This window comes from Caloramator sp. E03, assembly GCF_006016075.1.
Lineage (GTDB): Bacteria > Bacillota > Clostridia > Clostridiales > Caloramatoraceae > Caloramator_B.
The window spans coordinates 2,926,595-2,949,162 of record NZ_CP040093.1; the positions used below are offsets into that span (position 1 = coordinate 2,926,595).

General features: G+C 29.7%; 21 protein-coding genes. 19 read left to right on the forward strand and 2 right to left on the reverse strand.

All coding sequences use genetic code 11. The features are described from left to right. Positions 1–29: 29 nt before the first annotated feature. A complete protein-coding gene (locus FDN13_RS13875) occupies positions 30–1,445 on the forward strand; it encodes a DNA methyltransferase (RefSeq protein ID WP_138980940.1) in 1,416 nt (471 codons plus the stop codon). Between the two features lie 361 nt (positions 1,446–1,806). Here FDN13_RS13875 and FDN13_RS13880 read toward each other — a convergent pair whose 3' ends face one another. Next, a complete protein-coding gene (locus FDN13_RS13880) occupies positions 1,807–2,982 on the reverse strand; it encodes a hypothetical protein (protein WP_138980941.1) in 1,176 nt (391 codons plus the stop codon). A gap of 691 nt (positions 2,983–3,673) precedes the next feature. Here FDN13_RS13880 and aroF point away from each other — a divergent pair. The 8 genes from aroF to FDN13_RS13920 all read left to right on the forward strand — a co-directional run bounded on the left by aroF (position 3,674) and on the right by FDN13_RS13920 (position 11,277). Beyond that, a complete protein-coding gene (aroF, locus tag FDN13_RS13885; RefSeq protein ID WP_138980942.1) occupies positions 3,674–4,687 on the forward strand; it encodes a 3-deoxy-7-phosphoheptulonate synthase in 1,014 nt (337 codons plus the stop codon). A gap of 8 nt (positions 4,688–4,695) precedes the next feature. Then, entirely contained in the window at positions 4,696–5,559 is an 864-nt protein-coding gene (locus tag FDN13_RS13890; RefSeq protein WP_435369329.1) for a prephenate dehydrogenase, read from the forward strand. A 1-nt stretch (position 5,560) separates the two neighbouring features. Then, positions 5,561–6,628, forward strand: a complete 1,068-nt coding sequence (gene aroB / locus FDN13_RS13895; protein WP_138980944.1) for a 3-dehydroquinate synthase — start codon at positions 5,561–5,563, stop codon at positions 6,626–6,628. Positions 6,629–6,642: 14 nt separating this feature from the next. Next, positions 6,643–7,926 (forward strand): 3-phosphoshikimate 1-carboxyvinyltransferase, encoded by a 1,284-nt coding sequence (aroA, locus tag FDN13_RS13900; RefSeq protein ID WP_138980945.1) that lies wholly within the window; start codon positions 6,643–6,645, stop codon positions 7,924–7,926. Next, on the forward strand, positions 7,898–8,977 hold the full coding sequence (aroC, locus tag FDN13_RS13905; protein WP_138980946.1) for a chorismate synthase: 1,080 nt from the start codon (positions 7,898–7,900) through the stop codon (positions 8,975–8,977). Before aroA ends, aroC begins: the two co-directional genes overlap by 29 nt. Positions 8,978–8,998: 21 nt before the next feature. Then, entirely contained in the window at positions 8,999–10,105 is a 1,107-nt protein-coding gene (pheA, locus tag FDN13_RS13910) for a prephenate dehydratase (RefSeq protein ID WP_138980947.1), read from the forward strand. A 53-nt stretch (positions 10,106–10,158) separates the two neighbouring features. Further along, on the forward strand, positions 10,159–10,674 hold the full coding sequence (locus tag FDN13_RS13915) for a shikimate kinase (protein ID WP_138980948.1): 516 nt from the start codon (positions 10,159–10,161) through the stop codon (positions 10,672–10,674). A gap of 180 nt (positions 10,675–10,854) precedes the next feature. Then, complete coding sequence (locus FDN13_RS13920; protein ID WP_138980949.1) at positions 10,855–11,277, forward strand: MarR family winged helix-turn-helix transcriptional regulator; 423 nt, start codon at positions 10,855–10,857, stop codon at positions 11,275–11,277. A 292-nt stretch (positions 11,278–11,569) separates the two neighbouring features. Here FDN13_RS13920 and FDN13_RS13925 read toward each other — a convergent pair whose 3' ends face one another. Then, positions 11,570–12,775 carry an IS256 family transposase gene (locus FDN13_RS13925; protein ID WP_138979523.1) on the reverse strand — a complete coding sequence of 402 codons (1,206 nt, stop codon included), beginning with the start codon at positions 12,773–12,775 and terminating at the stop codon, positions 11,570–11,572. A 123-nt stretch (positions 12,776–12,898) separates the two neighbouring features. On the opposite strand from FDN13_RS13925, the gene FDN13_RS13930 reads away from it, so the two are divergent. The 10 genes from FDN13_RS13930 (at position 12,899) to FDN13_RS13975 (ending at position 22,448) form a co-directional block, all read left to right on the forward strand. Then, on the forward strand, positions 12,899–14,629 hold the full coding sequence (locus FDN13_RS13930) for an ABC transporter ATP-binding protein (RefSeq protein WP_138980950.1): 1,731 nt from the start codon (positions 12,899–12,901) through the stop codon (positions 14,627–14,629). Continuing rightward, positions 14,622–16,463, forward strand: a complete 1,842-nt coding sequence (locus tag FDN13_RS13935; protein WP_138980951.1) for an ABC transporter ATP-binding protein — start codon at positions 14,622–14,624, stop codon at positions 16,461–16,463. Before FDN13_RS13930 ends, FDN13_RS13935 begins: the two co-directional genes overlap by 8 nt. Positions 16,464–16,495: 32 nt before the next feature. Next, positions 16,496–17,341, forward strand: a complete 846-nt coding sequence (locus FDN13_RS13940; RefSeq protein ID WP_138980952.1) for a fumarylacetoacetate hydrolase family protein — start codon at positions 16,496–16,498, stop codon at positions 17,339–17,341. Between the two features lie 157 nt (positions 17,342–17,498). Further along, on the forward strand, positions 17,499–18,401 hold the full coding sequence (locus tag FDN13_RS13945) for an FMN-binding protein (protein WP_138980953.1): 903 nt from the start codon (positions 17,499–17,501) through the stop codon (positions 18,399–18,401). A 238-nt stretch (positions 18,402–18,639) separates the two neighbouring features. Next, positions 18,640–20,535 (forward strand): FAD-dependent oxidoreductase, encoded by a 1,896-nt coding sequence (locus FDN13_RS13950; RefSeq protein WP_138980954.1) that lies wholly within the window; start codon positions 18,640–18,642, stop codon positions 20,533–20,535. Positions 20,536–20,711: 176 nt separating this feature from the next. Next, a complete protein-coding gene (locus FDN13_RS13955) occupies positions 20,712–20,978 on the forward strand; it encodes a hypothetical protein (protein WP_138980955.1) in 267 nt (88 codons plus the stop codon). A gap of 23 nt (positions 20,979–21,001) precedes the next feature. Further along, positions 21,002–21,082 carry a hypothetical protein gene (locus FDN13_RS14620; RefSeq protein WP_371414848.1) on the forward strand — a complete coding sequence of 27 codons (81 nt, stop codon included), beginning with the start codon at positions 21,002–21,004 and terminating at the stop codon, positions 21,080–21,082. Between the two features lie 374 nt (positions 21,083–21,456). Beyond that, positions 21,457–21,681, forward strand: coding sequence for a hypothetical protein (locus FDN13_RS13965; protein ID WP_138980956.1), 225 nt, complete (start codon positions 21,457–21,459; stop codon positions 21,679–21,681). Positions 21,682–21,709: 28 nt separating this feature from the next. Beyond that, on the forward strand, positions 21,710–22,072 hold the full coding sequence (locus tag FDN13_RS13970; protein ID WP_138980957.1) for an FMN-binding protein: 363 nt from the start codon (positions 21,710–21,712) through the stop codon (positions 22,070–22,072). Positions 22,073–22,229: 157 nt separating this feature from the next. Continuing rightward, entirely contained in the window at positions 22,230–22,448 is a 219-nt protein-coding gene (locus FDN13_RS13975) for a hypothetical protein (RefSeq protein WP_138980958.1), read from the forward strand. The last annotated feature ends 120 nt before the right edge of the window (positions 22,449–22,568 follow it).

The following is a 22,568-nucleotide window of genomic DNA, read 5'->3' on the forward strand; positions in this document are numbered from 1 at the left end:
TGTCTAAATGTAAAACAGGAGAATGTGTTATGGAAGAAATAGTTAAAGCAGAAACATATAAAGGTCTTTACGGCATGCATAAATATTGGGGTAAAAAGCCTTTTAATGTTATTTGTGAATTTATTAAGAAATATTCTAAAGAAGGAGATATAGTTTTAGATTCCTTTTGTGGTTCTGGTATAACGCTAATTGAAGCTTTAAAGTTAAATAGAAGGGCTGTAGGATTTGATTTAAACCCTATTGCAATAATGTTAACTAAAGCCTCATTAAAAAGAGTTGATATAAAAATACTAAAAAAAGAATTTGAAGAAATTAAAAAAGAATTAGAACCACTAATTAATTCTTTATATGAAACTACTTGCGAAAAATGTGGAGGTATTGCTTATGAAACCCATGTTATATGGAATAAAGGAGAGCCTCAAGAGGTATGGTATAAATGTGATAATTGTAAATTAAAAAAAGTTATTCGAAAAGGAAATGATTATGATAAAGAACAATGTGAGAATCCAAGAATAAAACCTTTGTGGTATCCAACTACAGCTATGTTTGAAAACAGCAGGTTAAATGTAAGAGAAGGACAAACCGTTGCTGATTTATTTACTAACAGAGCAATTGTTGCTCTATCTTATTTACTTGACAGAATTAAAAGAGTTAAAGATCCAATAATAAAAGAAACATTTGAAATAACCTTTACAGGTGCACTTTCACAGGCAAGTAAGCTTGTTTTTGTAATACGAAGAAGAAACAAAAATTCAACTTCAGGAAAAGAAGAAACAGGCCGTGCAGAAGTTGGAAGTTGGGTAGTAGGATATTGGATTCCAGAGGAACACTTTGAGATAAATGTTTGGAACTGCTTTGAAAACAGATTTAAGAAAATTTTAAAAGGAAAAGAAGACGTAAATAAAACTTTTAGTAAAGAAATAGCTTTTTACGATGAATTTAATAGTTTGAAATATAGCAAAAGTGGGGCTTTAATATTAAATGCTTCAGCAACTGATATTGATATACCTGATAATTCAATTGACTATGTTTTTATTGACCCTCCTCACGGCAATAGAATTTTATATATGGAAATGAGTTTAATGTGGAATTCATGGTTGGGATTAGAATTTAATTGTGATTGGGAAAATGAAATTGTTGTATCAGAGGCAAAATATAGAAACAAGAATGTAGATTCTTATTCAAAAATGATGAATTTAGCATTGCTTGAGATTAAAAGAGTATTAAAATACGGCTGCTATTTTTCCTTAGCCTTTAACAGCCTTGATGATGAAACATGGTTGGAAATGTTAAATATGTGTATAGGCACAGGATTCAATGTCGTAGATATTAGCCCTCTTGGATATTCAGCTAATTCTGTTGTTCAAGATAACAGAAAAAATGCATTAAAAACTGACTTTGTAATTACATGTAAAAAAATATTAAATCAGAAACAGAAAGAATAGAATTAAACAACAATACAGATGAAATTTTAAGGGACTTGAAAAAACTATTAGAAAACAATAGATTGGAAACTTATGATATTATAAATAAATTATTTCAAAATAGTATTTATAAAGGATTTATCTATCCACCAACAAAAATACTTTCAGTTTTAGAGAAAGAATTTTTATATACCGATGGTAAGTGGTGTTTTAATAAATAGAGAGAAGGATGATTTAACCTAATTAGTGACAGAAGTCTCCACTTCGTAAAGTTGGGGCAGTTCACTTAATGTTAAATCATCCTTTAAAAATCAGTTAGAAAATATCACACTATTATACTTGTACATATTTTATTTTAGCTTTTAGTGTAAACAGTATTCTCCTATTTTTCACCTTTTATCAGTATTGATACAGATTTTGCTGAGTAATTACCTACTTTAGATGGATCTTTATCATAATGATATTTTATAGTATTTATTTTATTCACATTTATTGAATTTAGAAGGTCATTTACGGCACTTTCAATAACATCAAGTTTACCTTTTAAAGGTCTTCCATCTTCGAATGCATTGGTGTATGCCAGGAAAATAAATAATCGGTTATTGTTTGAAAACAGGCGTTCTCCCTGATATTTATAATTCCACCATTCTAATTTTTTAAGTTCTGAACCAATCTTTTCAACTGAATTACGTCTTAAGTCATATATGGATTTAACAAAATTTAAAGTTTTTTCATCATGACGAGAAGATAAAATATCTAATAATTCTTTTCGTGATAAACCGCCATAATTAGGTAATGACATAATTTGTTTATTTTTTTTATAATAACTTTTAATTATTTCAATTTCGGATTCACCATTCTCATTAATTGAATAGCTGTCTGAAGAATTTTCATCATTTTCAATAAGACCCTTTGAATAAAGATCAAAAAAATCCTCTGCTACATGAGTAATTTTTAAATCAAAAGGGATTATATTGTTATCAATTTTTATAAAAAAGTCAATATGATGTATTTTTCTTAAAGTTGGAATAATTTTAGAGTGTTTAATAAAATAGTGTTCAATTAAATCATTTGTAGTTTGGTTGTAAAAAGACCACAAAATATAATTTCTTATTTTAGGAATAATATCTTTATCTATGCGATTGAGGAGCATATCTATAGATTTAATAGACTTATCCCTTACTAAGTCTTTTACAATATCATCAACTTTATCATTTCGAAGACCGCAATTTACAGAACCATAGTTATTAATAATATTATACAATCCTTCTTCAGCTTTTTTCCTCTCATTATCTATTATTGTACGTTTTGATTCAATATAGGATAATATATCTTCTATTGTAGTGGATGAATTATAGGCCTGTTTTAATATATTTTTAAAATCTCCGTTAGTAATGGAATGTTTTTTTAAACCCATTAATTCTATTAGATGAGGTTTATCTAAAGAACGTAATAATAGGAATCGAATACTACAGTTATTTTCTGAATATTTATTTGTAAAACCAGAAATATCTATAGTTTTTTCAAATTCGGTATATAGTTTATCAAAGTTAATCATTTTAATCCTCCTAAAATTACAAATACATATAGAGCATTTTGGGATTATGGTAATTATATTAATTTTTCTTTATCTTTTCAATATATAAAGTCAGTTTTTTATACTAATTTTATATTTTTTCTGCAATTTGATAAGTCGAGTATATTTTTGATTTTTATATCATTATTAATTATTTAAGAAAAAATTAACTGTTTCAACAATACATGCAAATTTATTAATAATTGAAGGTATATATAATGTTAATAAAATAAATATATATTTTGTATTGATGGACTTATAATATATAGGTTTATTGTAAAAAATAAATATATAATTTGCATGTTAACGAAAATTAAAAAAATTATTTTAAAAACTATTGATTTCCAAAATAATTACTGATATAATTACAAATAAATTTTATTAATGAAATTAATGGAATTTTTCATATTGGAGGAAATATTATGTTAAACTCAATTAGAAATATTTTTGTAGGACAATTTTATTTTAGCTTTTATTTTTACTGGGGCTTTTACTTTAGCGCTGGTTTTTTGTCTTGCAAAAATATAAAATATCCAATTTCTAATGAGTTTAAGAAGATTAATTTAGCTTATATATAAAATAGCTCTATATAATTTTAATCTTATATAGCTATATCAAAGAAGACTCATTAGAGTCTTCTTTTTTTATAAATAAAATGAAGGAGGCTAAATATATGATTATCATTATGAAACCAGGAGCTTCTGAAGAAGCAATCGAAAAACTTAAATTAAAAGTTGAAAGTTTGGGGGTTAGAGTTAGCATGACTAAGGGAGAAAATTGTACTATATTAGGATTAATAGGCGACACAAGTAATATTGAACCCAGCAGGTTTTTAGTAAATGAAAATGTTGAAAAAATTTTGAGGGTACAAGAGCCTTTTAAATTAGCCAATAGATATTTTCATCCTCAGGATACTGTAATAAAAGTTGGAGATAGCACAATAGGAGGAAATAAAATAGCAGTTATAGCTGGTCCGTGTTCTGTAGAAAGCGAAGAACAGATTTTAACTATAGCAAAGCAAGTAAAAGAGTCAGGAGCAACTTTTTTAAGAGGCGGTGCTTATAAGCCAAGAACATCTCCTTATAGTTTCCAAGGTTTAAAGGAAGATGGCCTTGAACTTTTAAAATTAGCAAAAGAAGAAACAGGACTTCCAGTTGTAACAGAAGTCATGTCAGCAGCACTGATTGAAAAGGTTAGTGAATATGCAGATATACTCCAAATAGGTGCAAGGAATATGCAAAACTTCGATTTACTGAAAGAAGTAGGAAGAACTAATAAACCAGTTCTTTTAAAGAGAGGCTTATCTGCTACCATAGAAGAGTTTTTGATGTCAGCAGAATATATAATGGCAGAAGGAAACCAAAATGTAATACTTTGTGAAAGAGGTATTAGAACTTTTGAAACCTATACAAGAAATACTTTAGATTTAAGTGCTGTGCCTGCTCTAAAAAAATTAAGTCATCTGCCTGTCATTGTTGATCCAAGTCATGCAACGGGAATGTGGTGGATGGTAGAGCCATTAGCAAAAGCTGCTATAGCCGTTGGTGCAGATGGTCTTATAATAGAAGTTCATAATGATCCAGCAAATGCAAAGTGTGATGGTGAACAGTCAATTAAACCTGAGAGGTTTGATTCCCTTATGAAATCTTTAAAAGAGATAGCACGTATAAATAATAGAAGTTTATAAATTACGAGGTGATACTGTTGGAGGATTTAGACTTTAATATTACGGTTGTAGGTTTAGGATTAATAGGTGGTTCTTATGCAATGGCTCTAAAAGATTTAAACCCCAAAAAACTGTGGGCAGTAGATGTAGATGAGAATGTTTTAAAAACAGCTGAGGAAATGAAAATAATCGATAAAGGATATAAAAATCCAGAGATTCCACTAAAGGAATCTGACATAGTAATTATTGCATTATATCCTAAGCTTGCGATTAAGTTTATTAAAGAAAATATTAATAATTTCAAGATAAATGCTATTATAACTGACGTAGGTGGCATTAAAGAAGAAATTGTTAAGGAAATCAATTCATTTCTTCCAGAAAACTTAGATTTTATAGGTGGCCATCCTATGGCTGGGAAAGAAAAGCAAGGTATAGCTTATGCATCGAAAGATATTTTTAAAGGTGCAAGTTACATCTTTACCCCTACAGAAAGAAATAAAGAAGAGAATATTCAGATTTTGGAAAGCATTGCAAAAAAAATTGGATGTAAAACTACTGTGAGGATAAGCCCAAAGCAGCATGATGAAATAATTGCTTTTACAAGCCATCTTCCACATATATTAGCAGTTGCTCTAATAAATTGTGACTTAATAAATTTACAAACCTCTTTGTTTGTTGGAGGAAGTTTTAAGGATAGTACAAGAGTGGCAGAAATAAACACATCTTTATGGATAGAACTTTTAACTTCAAATAAAGAAAATATAATCAATAAATTAGAAAATTTTGAAAACAAAATCAAACTTATAAAAAATGCTATCAAAGAGAATAATTATAGTCTTATTAAATCTGAATTTGAAAAAGCAAGTTTAAGAAGAAAGGAGTTAGAATTATAAGGTGCTTAAGCTTGAGGTAAATATTCCTGATAGGAAGTATCCAATATATATAGATAAAGGAATTATAAATCGTATTGGGGAAGAGATAAGAAAAATATACAATAATAAAAAAATAGCCATAATAACTGATTCAAATGTTGAAAAGTTATATGGCCCCCAAATAGAAAATAACCTTAAAAAAGCAGATTTTTTAACCAAGAAAATTATAATTGAACCAGGTGAAAAAAGCAAATCTTTTATAGTTTTACAAAGTGTTTGTGATGAACTTTTAAAGTTTGGTTTAAATAGAGGTGATTTAGTTATTGCCTTTGGTGGAGGAGTTGTTGGCGATTTAGGAGGATTTGCTGCTTCTATAATTTTAAGAGGAATTCCCTATATTCAAATTCCTACCACATTACTATCTCAGATTGATAGTAGTATAGGTGGGAAAGTTGCTATAAATACAATACATGGGAAAAACCTTATTGGAAGCTTTTATCAGCCTCTTGCTGTATTTATTGATCCAGATTTGCTAAAAAGTTTAGATGATAAATTTTTATATGACGGTATGGCAGAGGTTATAAAATATGGAGCAATAAGAGATGAAAAACTCTTTTATAACTTATTAAAATATGAATCTAAAGAGGAATTGTTTGAAAATATAGAAGAAGTTATTTACAAAAGCTGTAGCATTAAAAAAGATATTGTAGAGAAAGATGAGAAAGATAAAGGGGAAAGGATGTTGCTTAATTTTGGACATACAATAGGGCATGGAATTGAAAAATATTTTAAATATGAAAGATATACTCATGGTGAGGCAGTAGCAATTGGTATGGCTGTAATTACTGAAAGAAGTGAAGAACTTGGGATTACTGAAAAAGGTACTTTTAACTTACTAAAAAATGCTATAAACAAATATAATCTGCCCCATAGGATGCCACCAGTTAATAAAAATGAACTAATAAATGCTATAGGCTTGGATAAAAAAAATATTGGAAAAGATATGCATATTATCTTGATAGAAAAGATAGGAAAAAGCTTTGTTAAAAAAATAAAAATAGATGATATAGAAAAATATATTAATATTTAAAGGGGAGTTCGGTTTTGAGTAGCATACAAATTATACCTTCAAAGCTTAAAGGCCATGTTAAAATACCACCATCAAAAAGTCTTTGCCATAGAGCAATCATAGCTGCAGGCCTTTCTGATGGTGTTAGCAATATAGAAAATATTATACTTTCTGATGATATTATAGCTACCTGTTCTGGTATGGAAGCATTAGGGGCAAAAATTGAAAAGGAAGATAATAGATTTATTATTAAAGGTTCTAAAGAGTTACGTCCAAAAAGAAGGGAAATAGATTGTATTGAGTCTGGGTCTACTTTGCGTTTTTTAATACCAATTGCTCTTTTAACAGGAGAGAAAATTACTTTTGATGGAAGAGGAAGATTAAAAAGCCGTCCACTTACACCTTATTATAAAATATTTAAGAACCAGAATATCTATTATAGCAGTGAAGAAGGGTTGCCACTTACTTTGCAAGGAAGGCTAAAGCCAGGGAATTATGAAATAGAAGGTAATATCAGTTCTCAATTTATTACTGGACTATTATTTACACTACCTTTATTAGATGGAGACTCTAAGATTATTATTACAACAGAATTGGAATCTAAAGGATATGTGGATTTAACTTTAGATATTTTAAACAGTTTTTCTATTAAAATTGAAAATAATAACTATAAGGAATTTTTTATAAATGGAAATCAAAAGTATAAAGCAATAAACTATTACGTTGAAGGAGACTTTTCTCAAGCAGCTTTCTGGCTAACAGCTGGAATACTTGGTGAAGAAGTTGAATGTACTAATTTAAATATTAATTCACTTCAAGGTGATAAGGTAATCGTAGATATTATAAGAGAAATGGGTGGAAATGTAGCTATAGATGGGAATATAATAACTGCAAAAACTTCTAAAACGAAAGGAATTGTAATAGATGCTTCTCAGATTCCGGATATTGTTCCAATTTTAGCAGTATTAGGAGCGTTAAGCAGTGGAACTACACGAATAATAAATGCAGGAAGGCTTCGAATAAAAGAGTCTGACAGATTAAAAGCTATTACTACAGAGTTGAGTAAGTTAGGTGCGGATATAAAGGAACAGTCAGATGGGTTAACAATTCATGGAAAAGAAAAGCTTAAAGGAGGAACAGTTAGCAGTTGGAATGATCATAGAATAGCAATGGCACTTGCTATTGCTTCTATTAAATGTACTGAACCTGTAATCATTACAGGTAGTGATGCGGTAAAGAAATCTTATCCAGAATTTTTTAAAGACTTTTCTATGTTAGGAGGAATAACAAATGAGTGGAGTCTGGGGAGAGAATATTAAATTTTCTATTTTTGGAGAATCCCACGGGAAAGCTATAGGAATAACAATCGACGGGCTTCCGCCTGGAATCAATCTTAATATAGAAGAAATTGAATATGAAATGAGAAGGAGGGCTCCAGGACAAAATGAGTTCTCAACTCCAAGAAAGGAAACAGATAGTTTTGAAATATTAAGTGGGTATTTTAATAATTACACTACAGGTACACCACTTTGTGCTATTATATGGAATAAAAATCAAGAATCAAAGGATTATAATGAATTAAGAAATATTTTACGTCCTGGACATGCAGATTATACAGGCTATGTTAAGTATGAAGGATTCAATGATTATAGAGGAGGAGGGCATTTTTCAGGCCGTTTAACAGCTCCACTGGTTTTTGCAGGAGCTGTTGCAAAACAAATTTTAGCACTAAAGAGAATTTTGATTGGAAGCCACATTTATCAAATTGGGAATATAAAAGATGTGCCTTTTGATAAAGTTAAGATTAATGAAGACTGCATAAAAAATTTGAATAAAAGTACTTTCCCTGTATTAGATGAAGAAAAAGGAGAAGAAATGAAAAGGCTCATTTTAGAAGCAAAAAATGATTTGGATTCTGTTGGAGGGGTTATAGAAGCTGCAGCAATAAATCTGCCTAAAGGCTTAGGCTCTCCCTTCTTTGATTCTGTTGAGAGCAAAATATCGCATCTTTTATTTTCAATTCCTGCAGTAAAGGGAGTAGAATTCGGGATGGGATTTGAAATTTCAAAATTAAAAGGCTCAGAGGCTAATGATGAGTTTTACATAGAAAATGAAGAAATAAAAACTCGTACTAATAACAATGGAGGTATATTAGGTGGAATAACAAATGGAATGCCTTTAATATTTAGAGCAGCTTTTAAGCCAACGCCATCTATTGCTAAAACTCAAAAAACTGTAGATGTATTGAAAAAAGAAAATGTAGAATTAAAAATTAAAGGACGTCATGATCCTTGTATTGTACAAAGAGCTGTTCCTGTGGTAGAGGCAGTAACTGCAATGGCTATTTTAGACTTATTATATTCTAAATAAAATTTCGGATGGTGAATGGAAATGAATGATTTATTAGAAATAAGACGTCAAATAGATAATGTAGATAAAGAAATTGTAAGATTATTTGAAGAACGTATGAAACTGGTATTAAAAGTAGTTGAATATAAAAAATTAAATAATATTGATATATTTCAAAGTTCAAGGGAAGATGAGGTTATTAAAAATGGTATAGAAAATCTAAAAGATAAAAGGTTCCAACCTTATCTTGAAAAATATTTAAATTTTATTATGAAATTAAGCAAAGAATTACAATCAGAAGTAATTTCTTCTTATGAGAAAAACAGTATAATTGTAGGTTTTCAGGGAGTTTCTGGTTCTTTTAGTGAACAAGCTTTGTTTGAGTATTTTGGGGAAAATACTCAAACAAGAGCTGTTGAATACTTTGAGGATATATTTATTGATTTAAAAAATAATAAAATTGATTATGGGATACTTCCTATAGAAAATTCTTCTACAGGGGCTATTTCTGAAGTCTATGATTTATTAAATAAATATGATTTTTACATTACTGGAGAAATATGTTTGAAGGTCGACCAAAACTTACTTGGTATTCCTGGTGCAACAATTGAGGATATAAAAGAAATATATTCTCATCCTCAAGCATTTAGTCAATCCAGTGAGTTTTTAAAAGATCATCCGAACTGGAAGCTTATCCCTTATCATAATACTGCAAAAAGTGCAGAGTATGTAAAAAATCAAAACAATAAAGCTTTAGCAGCAATTGGAAGTAAAAGGGCTGCAAAAATATATGGGTTAGATATTATTAGAGCTAACATAAATTTTAATAGCAATAATAGTACAAGATTTGTAGTTATATCAAAAATTATGAAAGAAGATAATAATAACAATAAAATTAGTATAGTGTTTTCTATTCCTCATAAAGTTGGATGTTTATATAACGTATTAAGATGTTTTGCTGAAAACAATTTAAATTTGCTTAAAATAGAGTCAAGACCAATTCTTAACAAACCTTGGGAATACTTTTTCTATGTTGATTTTGAAGGGAACATTAAAGATGAAAAGGTGCAAAATGCTATAGATGCAGTTAAAAATAATAGTCTATATTTAAAGATTTTAGGAAATTACAAAAAACATAATGATAATTAAAAAATAAAAATTCATACTATTTATGCAGAATATGGTAAGGGTGGAGGTTAAATATGAATGATAAAATTAATATAAATAAAAATATAGTTTTTATCGGGATGCCTGGTGCAGGAAAAACAAGTGTAGGGAAAGCAGTTTCCCAAAGGCTTCAGCTTCCATTTTATGATGTAGATACTTATATTGAGAATAAAGAAGGACAATTAATAAAAGATATTTTTCAACAATATGGAGAGGAACACTTTAGAAGACTAGAAAGTGAAGCAATAATAGAAGTTAGTAAAAATTGCCCTTCTATAATATCAACAGGTGGGGGCACAGTAAAGATTTCTTCTAATATGGAAGTTTTAAAATCAAATTCAATAATAATATTTTTAAATAGACCGATTGAGAATATAATAAAGGATATTGATATATCTGTTCGCCCTCTTTTAGCTGGAGATGTTTCAAAAATTTATAATCTTTTTAAAGAAAGATATCCTTTATATAAAAAATATTGCGATATTGAAATAATAAACGATATGGATTTTAATAGCCTTATTGATGAAATAATTAAATGTATAAGAAGTTAATAGAGTATAAATTAAAAAAACTCCTTTTGGTTAAAAATTAGAAACCGGAGGAGTTTTTTGTATAAATATGAAGTTTTTGTTGATAATGAAAAATTGTTGTGTTAAACTTTTAATAGTTAGATATCTAATAATTAGATATCTAACATTTATGAAAATTAATATGTTATTGGAGATGAGAAAATGAAAGATAATTTACTTGATATAAGAGAGGGAACATTACATATATCTCTTATGAAGTTAATTAAAGCACATCGTCAAAGAGCAACTGAGGAATTTGGGAAAATAGGACTTACAAAGGGACAGCCTAAAATACTTGACTATCTCTCTAAAAATAATGGCTGTATTCAAAGGGAACTTGCTGAGAACTGTCATATTGAACCAGCAACAGTAACAAGTTTACTTTCAAATATGGAAAAGGCAAATTTAATCTACAGAATAGCAAATTCAAAGGATAGGCGTGTTTATAATGTTTTCTTAACTGAAAAAGGAATGGAAGTACAAAAGCAGGTTGAAAGAATATTTTACTTAATAGATGAAGAATGCTTTTATGGGTTTTCTGAAGAAGAGAGAAAAGAGGCAATAGATATTTTAAATAGGCTCTAGGGAGTGTAAATAAATCTGTGTATTTAGTTGAGGAGCAACTCCTTCAAGACAAGTTTTAGACTAAATCCAAAAAGATATTTTATTTACTTTCACTACTAATTGTTACCATAAATTAGGTTTTTATGCATAATGTTGATTAATTTTGGTTAAAATTTTTATAATGAGTGGGTCTATGTCTATGCATAACAAACTCGCGATTAGAGCATTGTTATAATTTTTGAAGCGAAAGGAGACCTAGGTCGACTGAAGCTTCAAAAATTTTTTGTTTTTTGTAAATTATATTTAGTATTAGCTATATTCTTCCCGGATATATTATCATAAGCTGATTGATTACCATATCCCAGTTTCTATACCTTTGAGTCCACTTCTTATCTATATTTTTAACCGATAGATAAAGCATTTTTTCTAATGACAAATCTGTGGGGAATATAGTTTTTGTCTTAGTTACTTTTCTAAACTGCCTGTGTAGACTTTCTATTATGTTTGTAGTATACATGATTTTTCTTATTTCATCAGGGAATTTAAAGAAAGGTGATATTACATCCCAGTTGTTTTCCCAACTCTTAATTGCATATGGATATTGAGAGCCCCATTTCTGTTCTACTTCCTTAAGTTTTTCTTTAGCTACCTCCTCATTCAATGCGTTATATACATTTTTAAAGTCTTTTGTAAACTCTTTAAGATGTTTGTATGAAACATATTTAAATGAATTTCTCAATTGATGTATTATGCACCTTTGTATTTCTGACTTTGGATAAGCTGCTTGTATAGCTTCTTTCATTCCAGTGAGACCATCAACACAGAAAACCAGAACATCTTCTACACCCCTGCCCTTAAGGTCGTTAAGGACTCCAAGCCAGAATCTTGATGATTCATTTTCTCCTATCCATATACCAAGAACTTCTTTATATCCCTCAATGTTAACCCCAAGAACAACATAAGCTGCACGATTAAGAATACGTCCTTCTTCTCTTACTTTATAGTGTATAGCATCCATAAATATAAAGGAATAAATTTTTTCTAAAGGTCTACTTTGCCATTCCTTAACTTCTGGAATAATACGATCTGTAATTTTACTAACAAGCTCTGGTGATATATCTATGCCATAGAGATCTTTAATTTGATCCTGTATATCTCTTGTGCTCATTCCTCTAGCATAAAGGGATATTATCTTATCTTCAATTCCAGAGATATCTGTTTTATTTTTAGGAACAATTTTAGGCTCAAATTCGCCATTTCTGTCTCTTGGGACATCGATTTCCATTTCACCAAATTCAGTTTTAATTGTTTTTTTAGAAAATCCATTTCTGCTGTTATCGGTTTGCTTATTTTTTACATCATATTTTTCATAGCCTAAAGTTGTATCAAGCTCCGCTTGAAGCATTTCTTCTAAGACATCTTTAAATAATTCTTTAAGGGTAGATTGGATTCCAGCTACACTTGTGATGTTATTTTCTTTAATAAATTCTTTTAGTTGTGCTTTTGATAAAAGTGACATTAAAAATCTCCTCCTTGTCCTTTTCTCTTAATTCTTGCCAAGAAGGAGATACTTAAATCACTTTACACAAAATTTTTTACATACTCAGGCTCTATGAAAATATAAAAAATAGAGGTGGTAAAAATGTTTAAACTTTTAAAATATTTAAAGGGTTCAGCAATAATTTGTGCTATTATAGCTCCTATTATGATGTTTGTTGAAGTAGCGATGGATCTTATGCAGCCTAAAATTATGGCAGATATTATTGATATAGGAGTTGGTAACAAAAATATTGCTTATGTTTTATCATCTGGATGGAAAATGATTTTGGTAGCATTAATTGGTCTTATAGGCGGTGCTGGATGTTCCGTGTTTTCATCAATAGCAGCTATGAATTTAGGAGAAAAATTAAGACAAAGCCTTTTTGAAAAAATACAAACCTTTTCTTTTTTAGAGATAGATAAATTTAAGACTTCCTCCCTTATTACGCGTCTAACAAATGATGTTACTCAATTCCAGACTATGTTTCTTATGGCGTTAAGAATTGCAGTTAGAGCACCACTTTTATGTATAGGTGGTATTATAATGGCTATATCCTTAAGTAGAAAGCTGTCAATTATTTTTTTAATTGTAATTCCACTGATTATATTATCGGTTATAGTTATATTTGCAAAATCCTTTCCTCTATTTTCAGCTGTTCAGGAAAAGATTGATAAGATAAATACTGTTATGCGTGAGAGTATTTTGGGAGTGCGTGTAATAAAAGCATTTACTATTGAAGAAAGTCAAGAAAAAAGATTTAGCAATGCCAATTATGATTTAATGCAAACGTCTATTAAAGCTCAGAATATGAATATGATGCTTTGGCCTATTGTAACTATTTTAATGAACTTAAGTGTTATTGCTGTATTATGGTTTGGAGGTCATTTAGTAAATAACGGGACGTTAGAAATAGGAAAGATAATGGCTTTTATTAACTATCTTATTCAGATTATGAATTCATTAATTATGGTAGTTATGCTTGTATTAAATTTTTCACGTGCAAAGGCATCAGCTGATAGAATAAATGAAGTATTAAATACTGTACCATCTATACAAGATAGCAACTCTGCTGCTGATATGAAAAGTTTTGATATTGAATTTAAAAATGTTTCTTTTAAATATAGTGAACATAGTGAATATGTATTGACAGATATTTCTTTTAAGATAAAACAGGGAGAAAAAGTTGGAATAATAGGAGCGACTGGAGCAGGAAAAAGTTCTCTTGTTAGTTTAATCCCTCGTCTATATGATGCAACTGAAGGGCAGATTTTAATTGGAGGTATTGATGTAAAAAATATTAAACTAAAAGATTTGAGAAAAAACATAGGGGTTGTATTACAAGATAGTATATTGTTTTCGGGAACCATTGAGGATAATTTGAAATTCGGAAACAGTAATGCAGACTTTGAAACAATTGAAAATGCAGCTATGGATGCTCAGGCCTTTGAATTTATAAAAGAAAAGGAGAATGGCTATCAAAGCATTGTAGAACAAAGAGGGAAAAATTTTTCAGGAGGGCAAAAACAGCGTTTATCTATTGCAAGGACTTTGATAAGAAATCCAAAAATATTAATTTTGGATGATTCATCAAGTGCCCTTGATATGGCAACAGAAGCAAAGCTTCAGAATGCCATAAAGAAAAGGATGAGAGACAATACTGTAATTATAATTGCCCAAAGAATCTCAGCAGTATGTGATGCTGATAAAATTATTGTTCTTGATAATGGAAAGGTATCAGCTATTGGAACTCATAAAGAACTATTAAAAGAAAATGAGATATATAGAAGTATTGCCGTTTCACAGTTAGGAGAGGAGGTACTTTTAAATGCCTAATGAAAGGATTATGCCCAATGTAAGGCCTGGTGAACATGGACCTGGTCAAGGCGGACCTATGGCAAGGTTTCAAAATAAAGCTGAGAAGCTTAAGAATCCAAAAGGTACATTAAAAAGACTGTTAAAATATCTAAATGGTAAAGAAAAGATATTGATATTTGTTTTTTTTCTTAATATAATAACAACAATTATAAATATTTTAGGTACAAGGTTAAATGGATATACAGTAGATAATTTTATAGAAAAAGGCGATATGGCAGGACTTTATAGAATTTGTATCATATTAATGTTCATGTATATTTTAAGTGTTGTTTGCATGTATATTCAAAATAAATTAATGGTAAATATAGCTCAAAAAACTTCAGCAGACATAAGAAAAGATTTATACAAAAACATACAATTGTTACCTATTAAATATTTTGATACTCATTCCAGTGGAGATATAATGAGCAGGCTTACCAATGATGTAGACAATATAAATATGACGTTATCACAGAATATAACGCAGTTCTTTTCTGGAGTTATAAATATTATTGGAATGCTTATAGCAATGATTCTTTTAAGTGTAAAGCTTACAATAATAGGATTAACTACTGTTCCTCTTATGTTTATATTAACAAGGATTATTGTTAATAAAACCCAGCCTTTTTTTATAAAACAGCAAAAAGAGCTTGGAAAGTTAAATGGATATATAGAAGAGATAATATCAGGTCAGAAAGTTATACTACTGTTTAACAAGGAGGACTATGTTAAAAAGGAGTTTTCGAAGATAAATAAAAGGCTTACTAAAAGTTCTATATTTGCACAGGCTCTATCTGGGGTTATGGGACCGGTAAATAATCTGGTTAATAATCTTGCGTATTTGATTATTGCTGTTAGTGGAGCATATTTTATACTCTCTGGGATGGATATAACTGTTGGAGTAGTGTTTTCATTTATACTTTATATGAGAAATTTTACTCGTCCTATAAATGAACTTTTAAATACTTTTAATACAATACAGTCAGCATTAGCAGGTGCAGAAAGAGTATTTGAAGTAATGGATGAGCCTAAAGAAAGTGATAGCGAAAAGGCCCTGGAATTAGAAAACATAAAAGGAGAAGTTGAGTTTAGGCATGTCAACTTTTCGTATTCTAAGGATAGAGAAATACTAAAGGATATATGTTTAAAGGCAAATAAAGGTGAAACCGTTGCTATTGTAGGCCCAACGGGTTCTGGAAAGACTACTATAATAAGTTTATTAACAAAGTTTTATGATATTGACAGTGGAAAGATAATTATTGATGAAAAAGATATAAATGATATAAAAAGAAAAAGTTTAAGGAAATCAATTTCAATGGTATTACAGGATACGTTCCTTTTTTCTGAAAGTGTAAGGGAAAATATAAGATATGGCAGATTGACAGCTACTGATGAAGAAGTAGAACAGGCTGCTAAAATAGCAAATGCTCATAGATTTATAATGCAGCTTCCTGATGGCTATGATACTATTTTATCAGATAATGGGAGCAACTTATCACATGGACAGAGACAATTGCTTGCAATTGCAAGGGCTGTATTATCACAATCATCAATTCTTATTTTAGACGAGGCAACTTCATCAATAGATACACGTACAGAGATAGCAATACAAAAAGCAATGCTTAATCTAATGAAAGGAAAAACTACTTTTATTATAGCACACAGGTTAAGTACAATTAAAAATGCAGACGAAATAATAGCAATAAAGGACGGAAGGATAATAGAAAGAGGTACCCATGAAAAACTTTTGCAAAAATGTGGGTTTTATGCTGAAATATATAATACACAGTTTAAAAAGGGCATTGAGATATAAAGAATAAAAATATTAAAAAAGGGGAGATTTGCATGAAGTTTGTTAATTTTAAATTGGAAGAGAAGGTTCGACTGGGAATTAAAACTGAAAAAGGAATAATTGATGTAGAAAAAGCTGCTGCAGATTTTTCTATGGATGTTCCGTTAACTATTGAAGAGGTTATTTCTGCTGGGGAAGATGCTTTAAAGAAGTTAAAGGAATTAGCACAAAAAACTAATAAAATAATTTCTGAGGAAGAAATTACTTATGCACCATGTGTTACAAATCCAGAAAAGATTATTTGTGTTGGTTTAAACTATTTAAGCCATACTTCAGAATCAAAAATGAATGTTCCAACAGTACCTGTTCTTTTTAGTAAATTTAATAATGCTTTAGCAGCACATAATCAAATCATTCCTCTTCCGAAGTATGCATCAAAGTTTGATTACGAAGCTGAACTTGTTATTGTTATAGGGAAAGAAGGAAAAGACATTTCTAAAGAAGAGGCTTTATCTTATGTATTCGGCTATACAGCTGGAAATGACATATCAGCAAGGGATCTTCAATTTTTAACAGGACAGTGGCTTTTAGGTAAAACTAGTGACTTTTTTGCTCCAATTGGGCCATATTTGACAACAAAAGATGAAATAGATCCTAAAAATCTAAAAATTGAATGCAAAGTTAACGGTGTAATCCGTCAATCTGCAAATACACGTGATATGATTTTTGATTGTGCTGAAATTGTTAGCTACGTATCAAGATATATGACGTTAAAGAAAGGAGATATTATATTTACTGGTACCCCAGGAGGAGTGATTTTAGGATATCCTGAAGAAAAGCAGATTTGGTTAAAGTCAGGTGATAGAATTGAAATTTCAATAGAAAACATTGGACATTAGTAAATACCTTAAAATAGATAATTTGATTGAGAATTTTTAAATTTAAAAATAAAAAGACCAAAATGAACAAAAAAGCTCTATTCATTGACATAATTTTAACAACAAAATAAAATGGAATTGTGGACATTAATTATAAACAAAAAATGGGGGGAATATTATGAAGAAAAGAATTATGTCAATTGTTCTAACTTTGGTCTTTTTAGTAGGTTTGTTGTCAGGATGTGGTTCTAATACTACAAGTGGTAATACAAATAATAACACAAGTAGCAACACAAGTTCCAACACTCAAGAAACATCTAAACCTAAATATGCAGATGGTATTTATTTTGCTCAAGCAGATGATTTTGATAAAGAGAGCGGATGGAAGGATGTTGTTACACTTGAAGTTAAAGATGGTAAAATAGTTTCAGCTGACTGGAATGCAGCAAATAAAAATGCAGGTCCTGACAAAAAAACTCTATCAAAAGAAGGAAAATATAAAATGAAGGAATTAGGAAAAGCTCAAGCAGAATGGCATGAGCAGGCAGCAAAAGTAGAAGCATATTTAATAGAAAAACAGGATCCAAAGGCCATTACATATAAAGATGCAGAAGGGCATACCGATGCAATATCAGGAGTATCAATTCATGTTATGAATTTCTTTAAATTAGCTGAAAAAGCTTTAGCTAATGGCCCTGTGCAAAAAGGACCATATAAAGATGGAGCATATCATGCTGAACAAGCAAATTTTGATGCTCAAGGATGGAAAGAAACAGTAGATATTACTGTTATAAACGGCTATATTGTTGCAGCGAACTGGAATGCAGTAAATAAAGCAGGTGGAGATGATAAGAAGACTCAATCAGTAAAGGGTACTTATGGTATGAAGGAAAAAGGAAAAGCTCAAGCAGAATGGCATGAGCAGGCAGCAAAAGTAGAAGCATATTTAATAGAAAAACAGGATCCAAAGGCTATAACTTATAAAGATGCAGAAGGACATACTGATGCAATATCAGGAGTATCAATTCATGTTATGAATTTCTTTAAATTAGCTGAACAAGCTTTAAGTCAGGCTAAGTAAGTATAAAAGGGTGTACTGTAATCAGTATACCCTTTTAAAGTATAAATTTAATGTTATGAACAATAATAACAAAATCTATTCATAATGAACAAAAGAAGTAAAAAAATAGATTTTGATGTACTCTATGATAAAATTTTAACTAAGAGGACATGCATATCTCGCCAATTTTTAGACGTAAACATTAAAATCATTAAATTGCAATTGCATTGATATATATCAAATAAAAGGAGGACAAGATATGGAAGAGAAAAAAAGGATTGTTGTATTAGGTGGAGGGTATGGTGGAGTTTTGACAGCCAAAAAGCTTGCTAAAAAATTTAAGAAAGATGAAAATGTTGAGATTGCTTTAATTGATAAAAAACCATATCATACTATGCTTACTGAGCTACATGAAGTTGCTGCAGGAAGAGTTCCTGAAGACTCAATAAGAATTGACTTGAAAAAAATATTTACAAAAAGAAAAGTAGATGTAGTTCTTGATGAAATAGCTGAAATAGATTTTAAAAATAAATTATTAAAGTCAAATAATAGTTCATACAAATATGATTATTTGGTAATAGGAACTGGATCTAAACCAACGACTTTTGGGATACCAGGAGTAGAAGAATATACCCATAAGCTTTGGTCTTATGAAGATGCTGTAAATTTGCGTGAGCATATATTGAACATGTTTAGAATGGCAGCCAAAGAAAATAATAAGGTAAAAAGACAGAAATTGCTAACATTTGTTGTTGTTGGTGCAGGTTTTACAGGTGTTGAAATGATAGGTGAATTAGGGGAATGGAAGGATAGACTTTGTAAAGATTTTTATATAGATAAAAATGAAGTTAAACTCTATATTGTAGATGCTCTTCCTAAAATACTTCCTATTTTCCCTGATAAACTAATTAAAAAAGCAGAAAAAAGGTTAAAAAAATTAGGTGTTGATATAATAACAGGTGCAGCAATTACAGAAGTAACAAAGGATGCAGTTAAATTATCAGAAAATAGGGCTATTGAATCTAATACTGTTATTTGGGCTGCAGGTATTGAAGGTTCTGATATTGTTGGAAAAATGGGAATAGAGCAAAAGGGAAGAAAAAGAATAGTTACAAATGATAAGCTTCAATCTGTAGATTTTGAAAATGTTTATGTGGTTGGTGATAATATATTTTATATCCCTGAAGGTGAAGAAAAGCCTGTTCCCCAGATGGTAGAGAATGCTGAACACTCTGCAGACCTTGTTGCACATAATATATATGCAGATATAAAGGGCAATCACAAGAAATCTTATAAACCTAAATTCCATGGTGCCATGGTTTGTATTGGAGGACGATACGGTGTAGCTCACATAGGAACACCTAATAATTTCTTTATGCTTTCAGGTTTCTTTGCTATGTTTGTTAAACATTTTATAAATATTGTATATTTCTTCCAAGTTGCTGGATTTAATAAATGCTGGTCATATATGCTACATGAATTTTTCCATGTAAAAGATAAAAGAAGTTTTGTTGGAGGGCATTTTGCAAAATCATCTCCAAACTTTTGGCTTGTAGTATTGAGAGTGTTTGTTGGTTATAAGTGGTTAGAAGAAGGATTAAATAAGTTACCAAAGATAATAAATGATCCAGGAAAAATTTTCTTAATTCCAGCACCAGTGGCAGATGCATCTTCAGCAGCTTCTGTACAGGCAGCAACAAATACAGCAGTACAAGCAACATCTGCAGCGTCAGCGGCAGCTTCTAAAGCAGCAGAAGCAGCTTCACAATGGGGGACAGCATTACCAGTTCCTGAGTTTATTCAAAAGATTGTAAAATGGTCCATGAATACTTTCTTCTATACTGGAGATGGTGGTTTTACAACCTTAGCACATATTTTCCAAACATGTATGGTTATAGGTGAAATACTAGTAGGATTATGTTTAATTGTAGGATTATTTACTGCATTAGCATCGATTATTTCTATTGCAATGGGTACAATGATTTGGGCATCTGGTATGGCACCTTCTGAAATGCTTTGGTATCTAAGTGCAGGAATTGCTTTGATTGGAGGTTCAGGAAGTACTTTTGGTTTAGATTATTATGTACTTCCAGTTTTAAAGAATTGGTGGAAGAATATTGGATTTGTGAGGAAGTTATACCTATATGTAGATTAAAAATAAAATCAAATATCCTTTTAATAAATTTTAAAAGGATATTTGATTTTAATATTGAATTGATATTTATGAGAAAAACTTTTTTTGATGTTTAATAAATTATTTAGTAAAATTATATATTGGTTAATGTATAGTCTATTAAAAAAATTTTATGAAGAATTGGTATAGGTGATAAAATGAATAAATTTTGGACAAGATATCCTGAAATCGCTGAAGAACTCGAATCTGTAAAAAATATTATTAAAAGCAATTTAAAATCAAGTGACAAATATTTCGAACAGTCTATTTTCCCATTGATTGATGCGGGAGGGAAAATGCTAAGACCAGGATTAATGCTAATAGCAGGTAAATTTGGACATTATGATATGGAAAAAATGCATAATTTAGCTGCTGCAGTTGAAAATGATGCATACTGCAACACTATATACATGATGATGTTATAGATGAATCAAAATTAAGAAGAGGTATAGAAACGTTGCAGTCAAAATACGGAAAAGCTTATGCAGTTTATTTGTGGGTGATTTTTTATTTTGCAAATGTTTTATAATGCTTTCAAAGTACAATTATTTCAACAGAGAATTTAAGAGATATATCTAATGCTATATCAAAAATATGCATGGGTGAAATAAGGCAATATAACATTAGATATTTCTACCCAAGGGAGTATAAAAAATTATTTAAAAATTATATCAGGAAAGACTGCAGCTTTATTTGCTAATATCTTTATATGTAGGTTCAAAGGAATCAGATTGTAATGAAGATATTTGTAATTTATTAGGCAAAATAGGATATTATATTGGAATGGCCTTTCAATAATAGATGACTTGCTGGATTATAATGGAATACTCTGCAGATGGGTAAAAATGCTCAAAGATGATTTAATTAAAGGTTATTATACACTACCTATTATCTATGCAATGAATGAGGATAAAGAAGGTAAAATTAAAGAATATTAGAAAATTCGGCATTAAAGGAAAAAACGTAAAAGAAATTATTGGATTAGTTATGAATACAAAGGTATTGGAAAAGGCAAAAAAATTAGCTGATAAATATACAAAAAAAGCCTTTAATAATATAGAAAAATTACCAGATTGCGATGCAAAAGAAATACTTAAAGAAGTCACCCAAAAAACTATTAATTCGTAATTATTAGTTTAAATGGGGTGGTTTAATATTGAAAAGGTTATATATTGTTATTATAATTGTACTTTCTATGCAATTTGCTTCATGTGGAAGTAAAAAAGTTATTTACAAAGAAGGCACTTATTACGGTGTAGGAGAAGGACATGTTGGCAAAATAAAAATTGAATTAGCAACAGATAAATACCACATAAAAGAAATTAGAGTAATAGAAGATGAGGAAATACCAATAATTGCAAAGAAAGTATATGAAATAATACCTAAAAAGGTTATTAAGGCAAATAGTACTGATGTTGAGGTTGTTACTGGAGCAACCTATACAAGTAAAGGTTTAATAGATGCAATAAATGATGCATTAAAAAAAGCAAGAATTAATAAAGAAAGTGGGCAAAACTAATCCATTATTGTAATTTATGGAGTTGAGGAAATTGAAACTACAGTATAATTAACAATATTTATAAGTTCCATAATTATTTTATATAATTAGTGTATTAGGGGCTTCTTCATATTACATGATTAAACGTTCCATTGAAACACAAATGGGGAATAATGCTATGGATATAGCTGTTACTATTGCATCTATGGAGAAAATACAAGAGGCATTAGCATACAAAAAGGACTATAATATAGTACAAAATACTATAGATTGTTTTTGTGACAAAACGAGGTTTCAATATATAATTGTAATGGATATGAATGGAATAAAATATTCATACCCACGAGGGAAATCATTAGGGAAAAATATAATGATGGAGGAGAAGAAAGGGTATTAAAATATGGTGAATCTTATATTTCAAAGGATAAGAATGCTTTAATATCTGCAATAAGAGCTTTTGTACCTATTTATTATAATGGACAACAGGTTGGAGCAGTTTTAGTTGGACTATTAACAG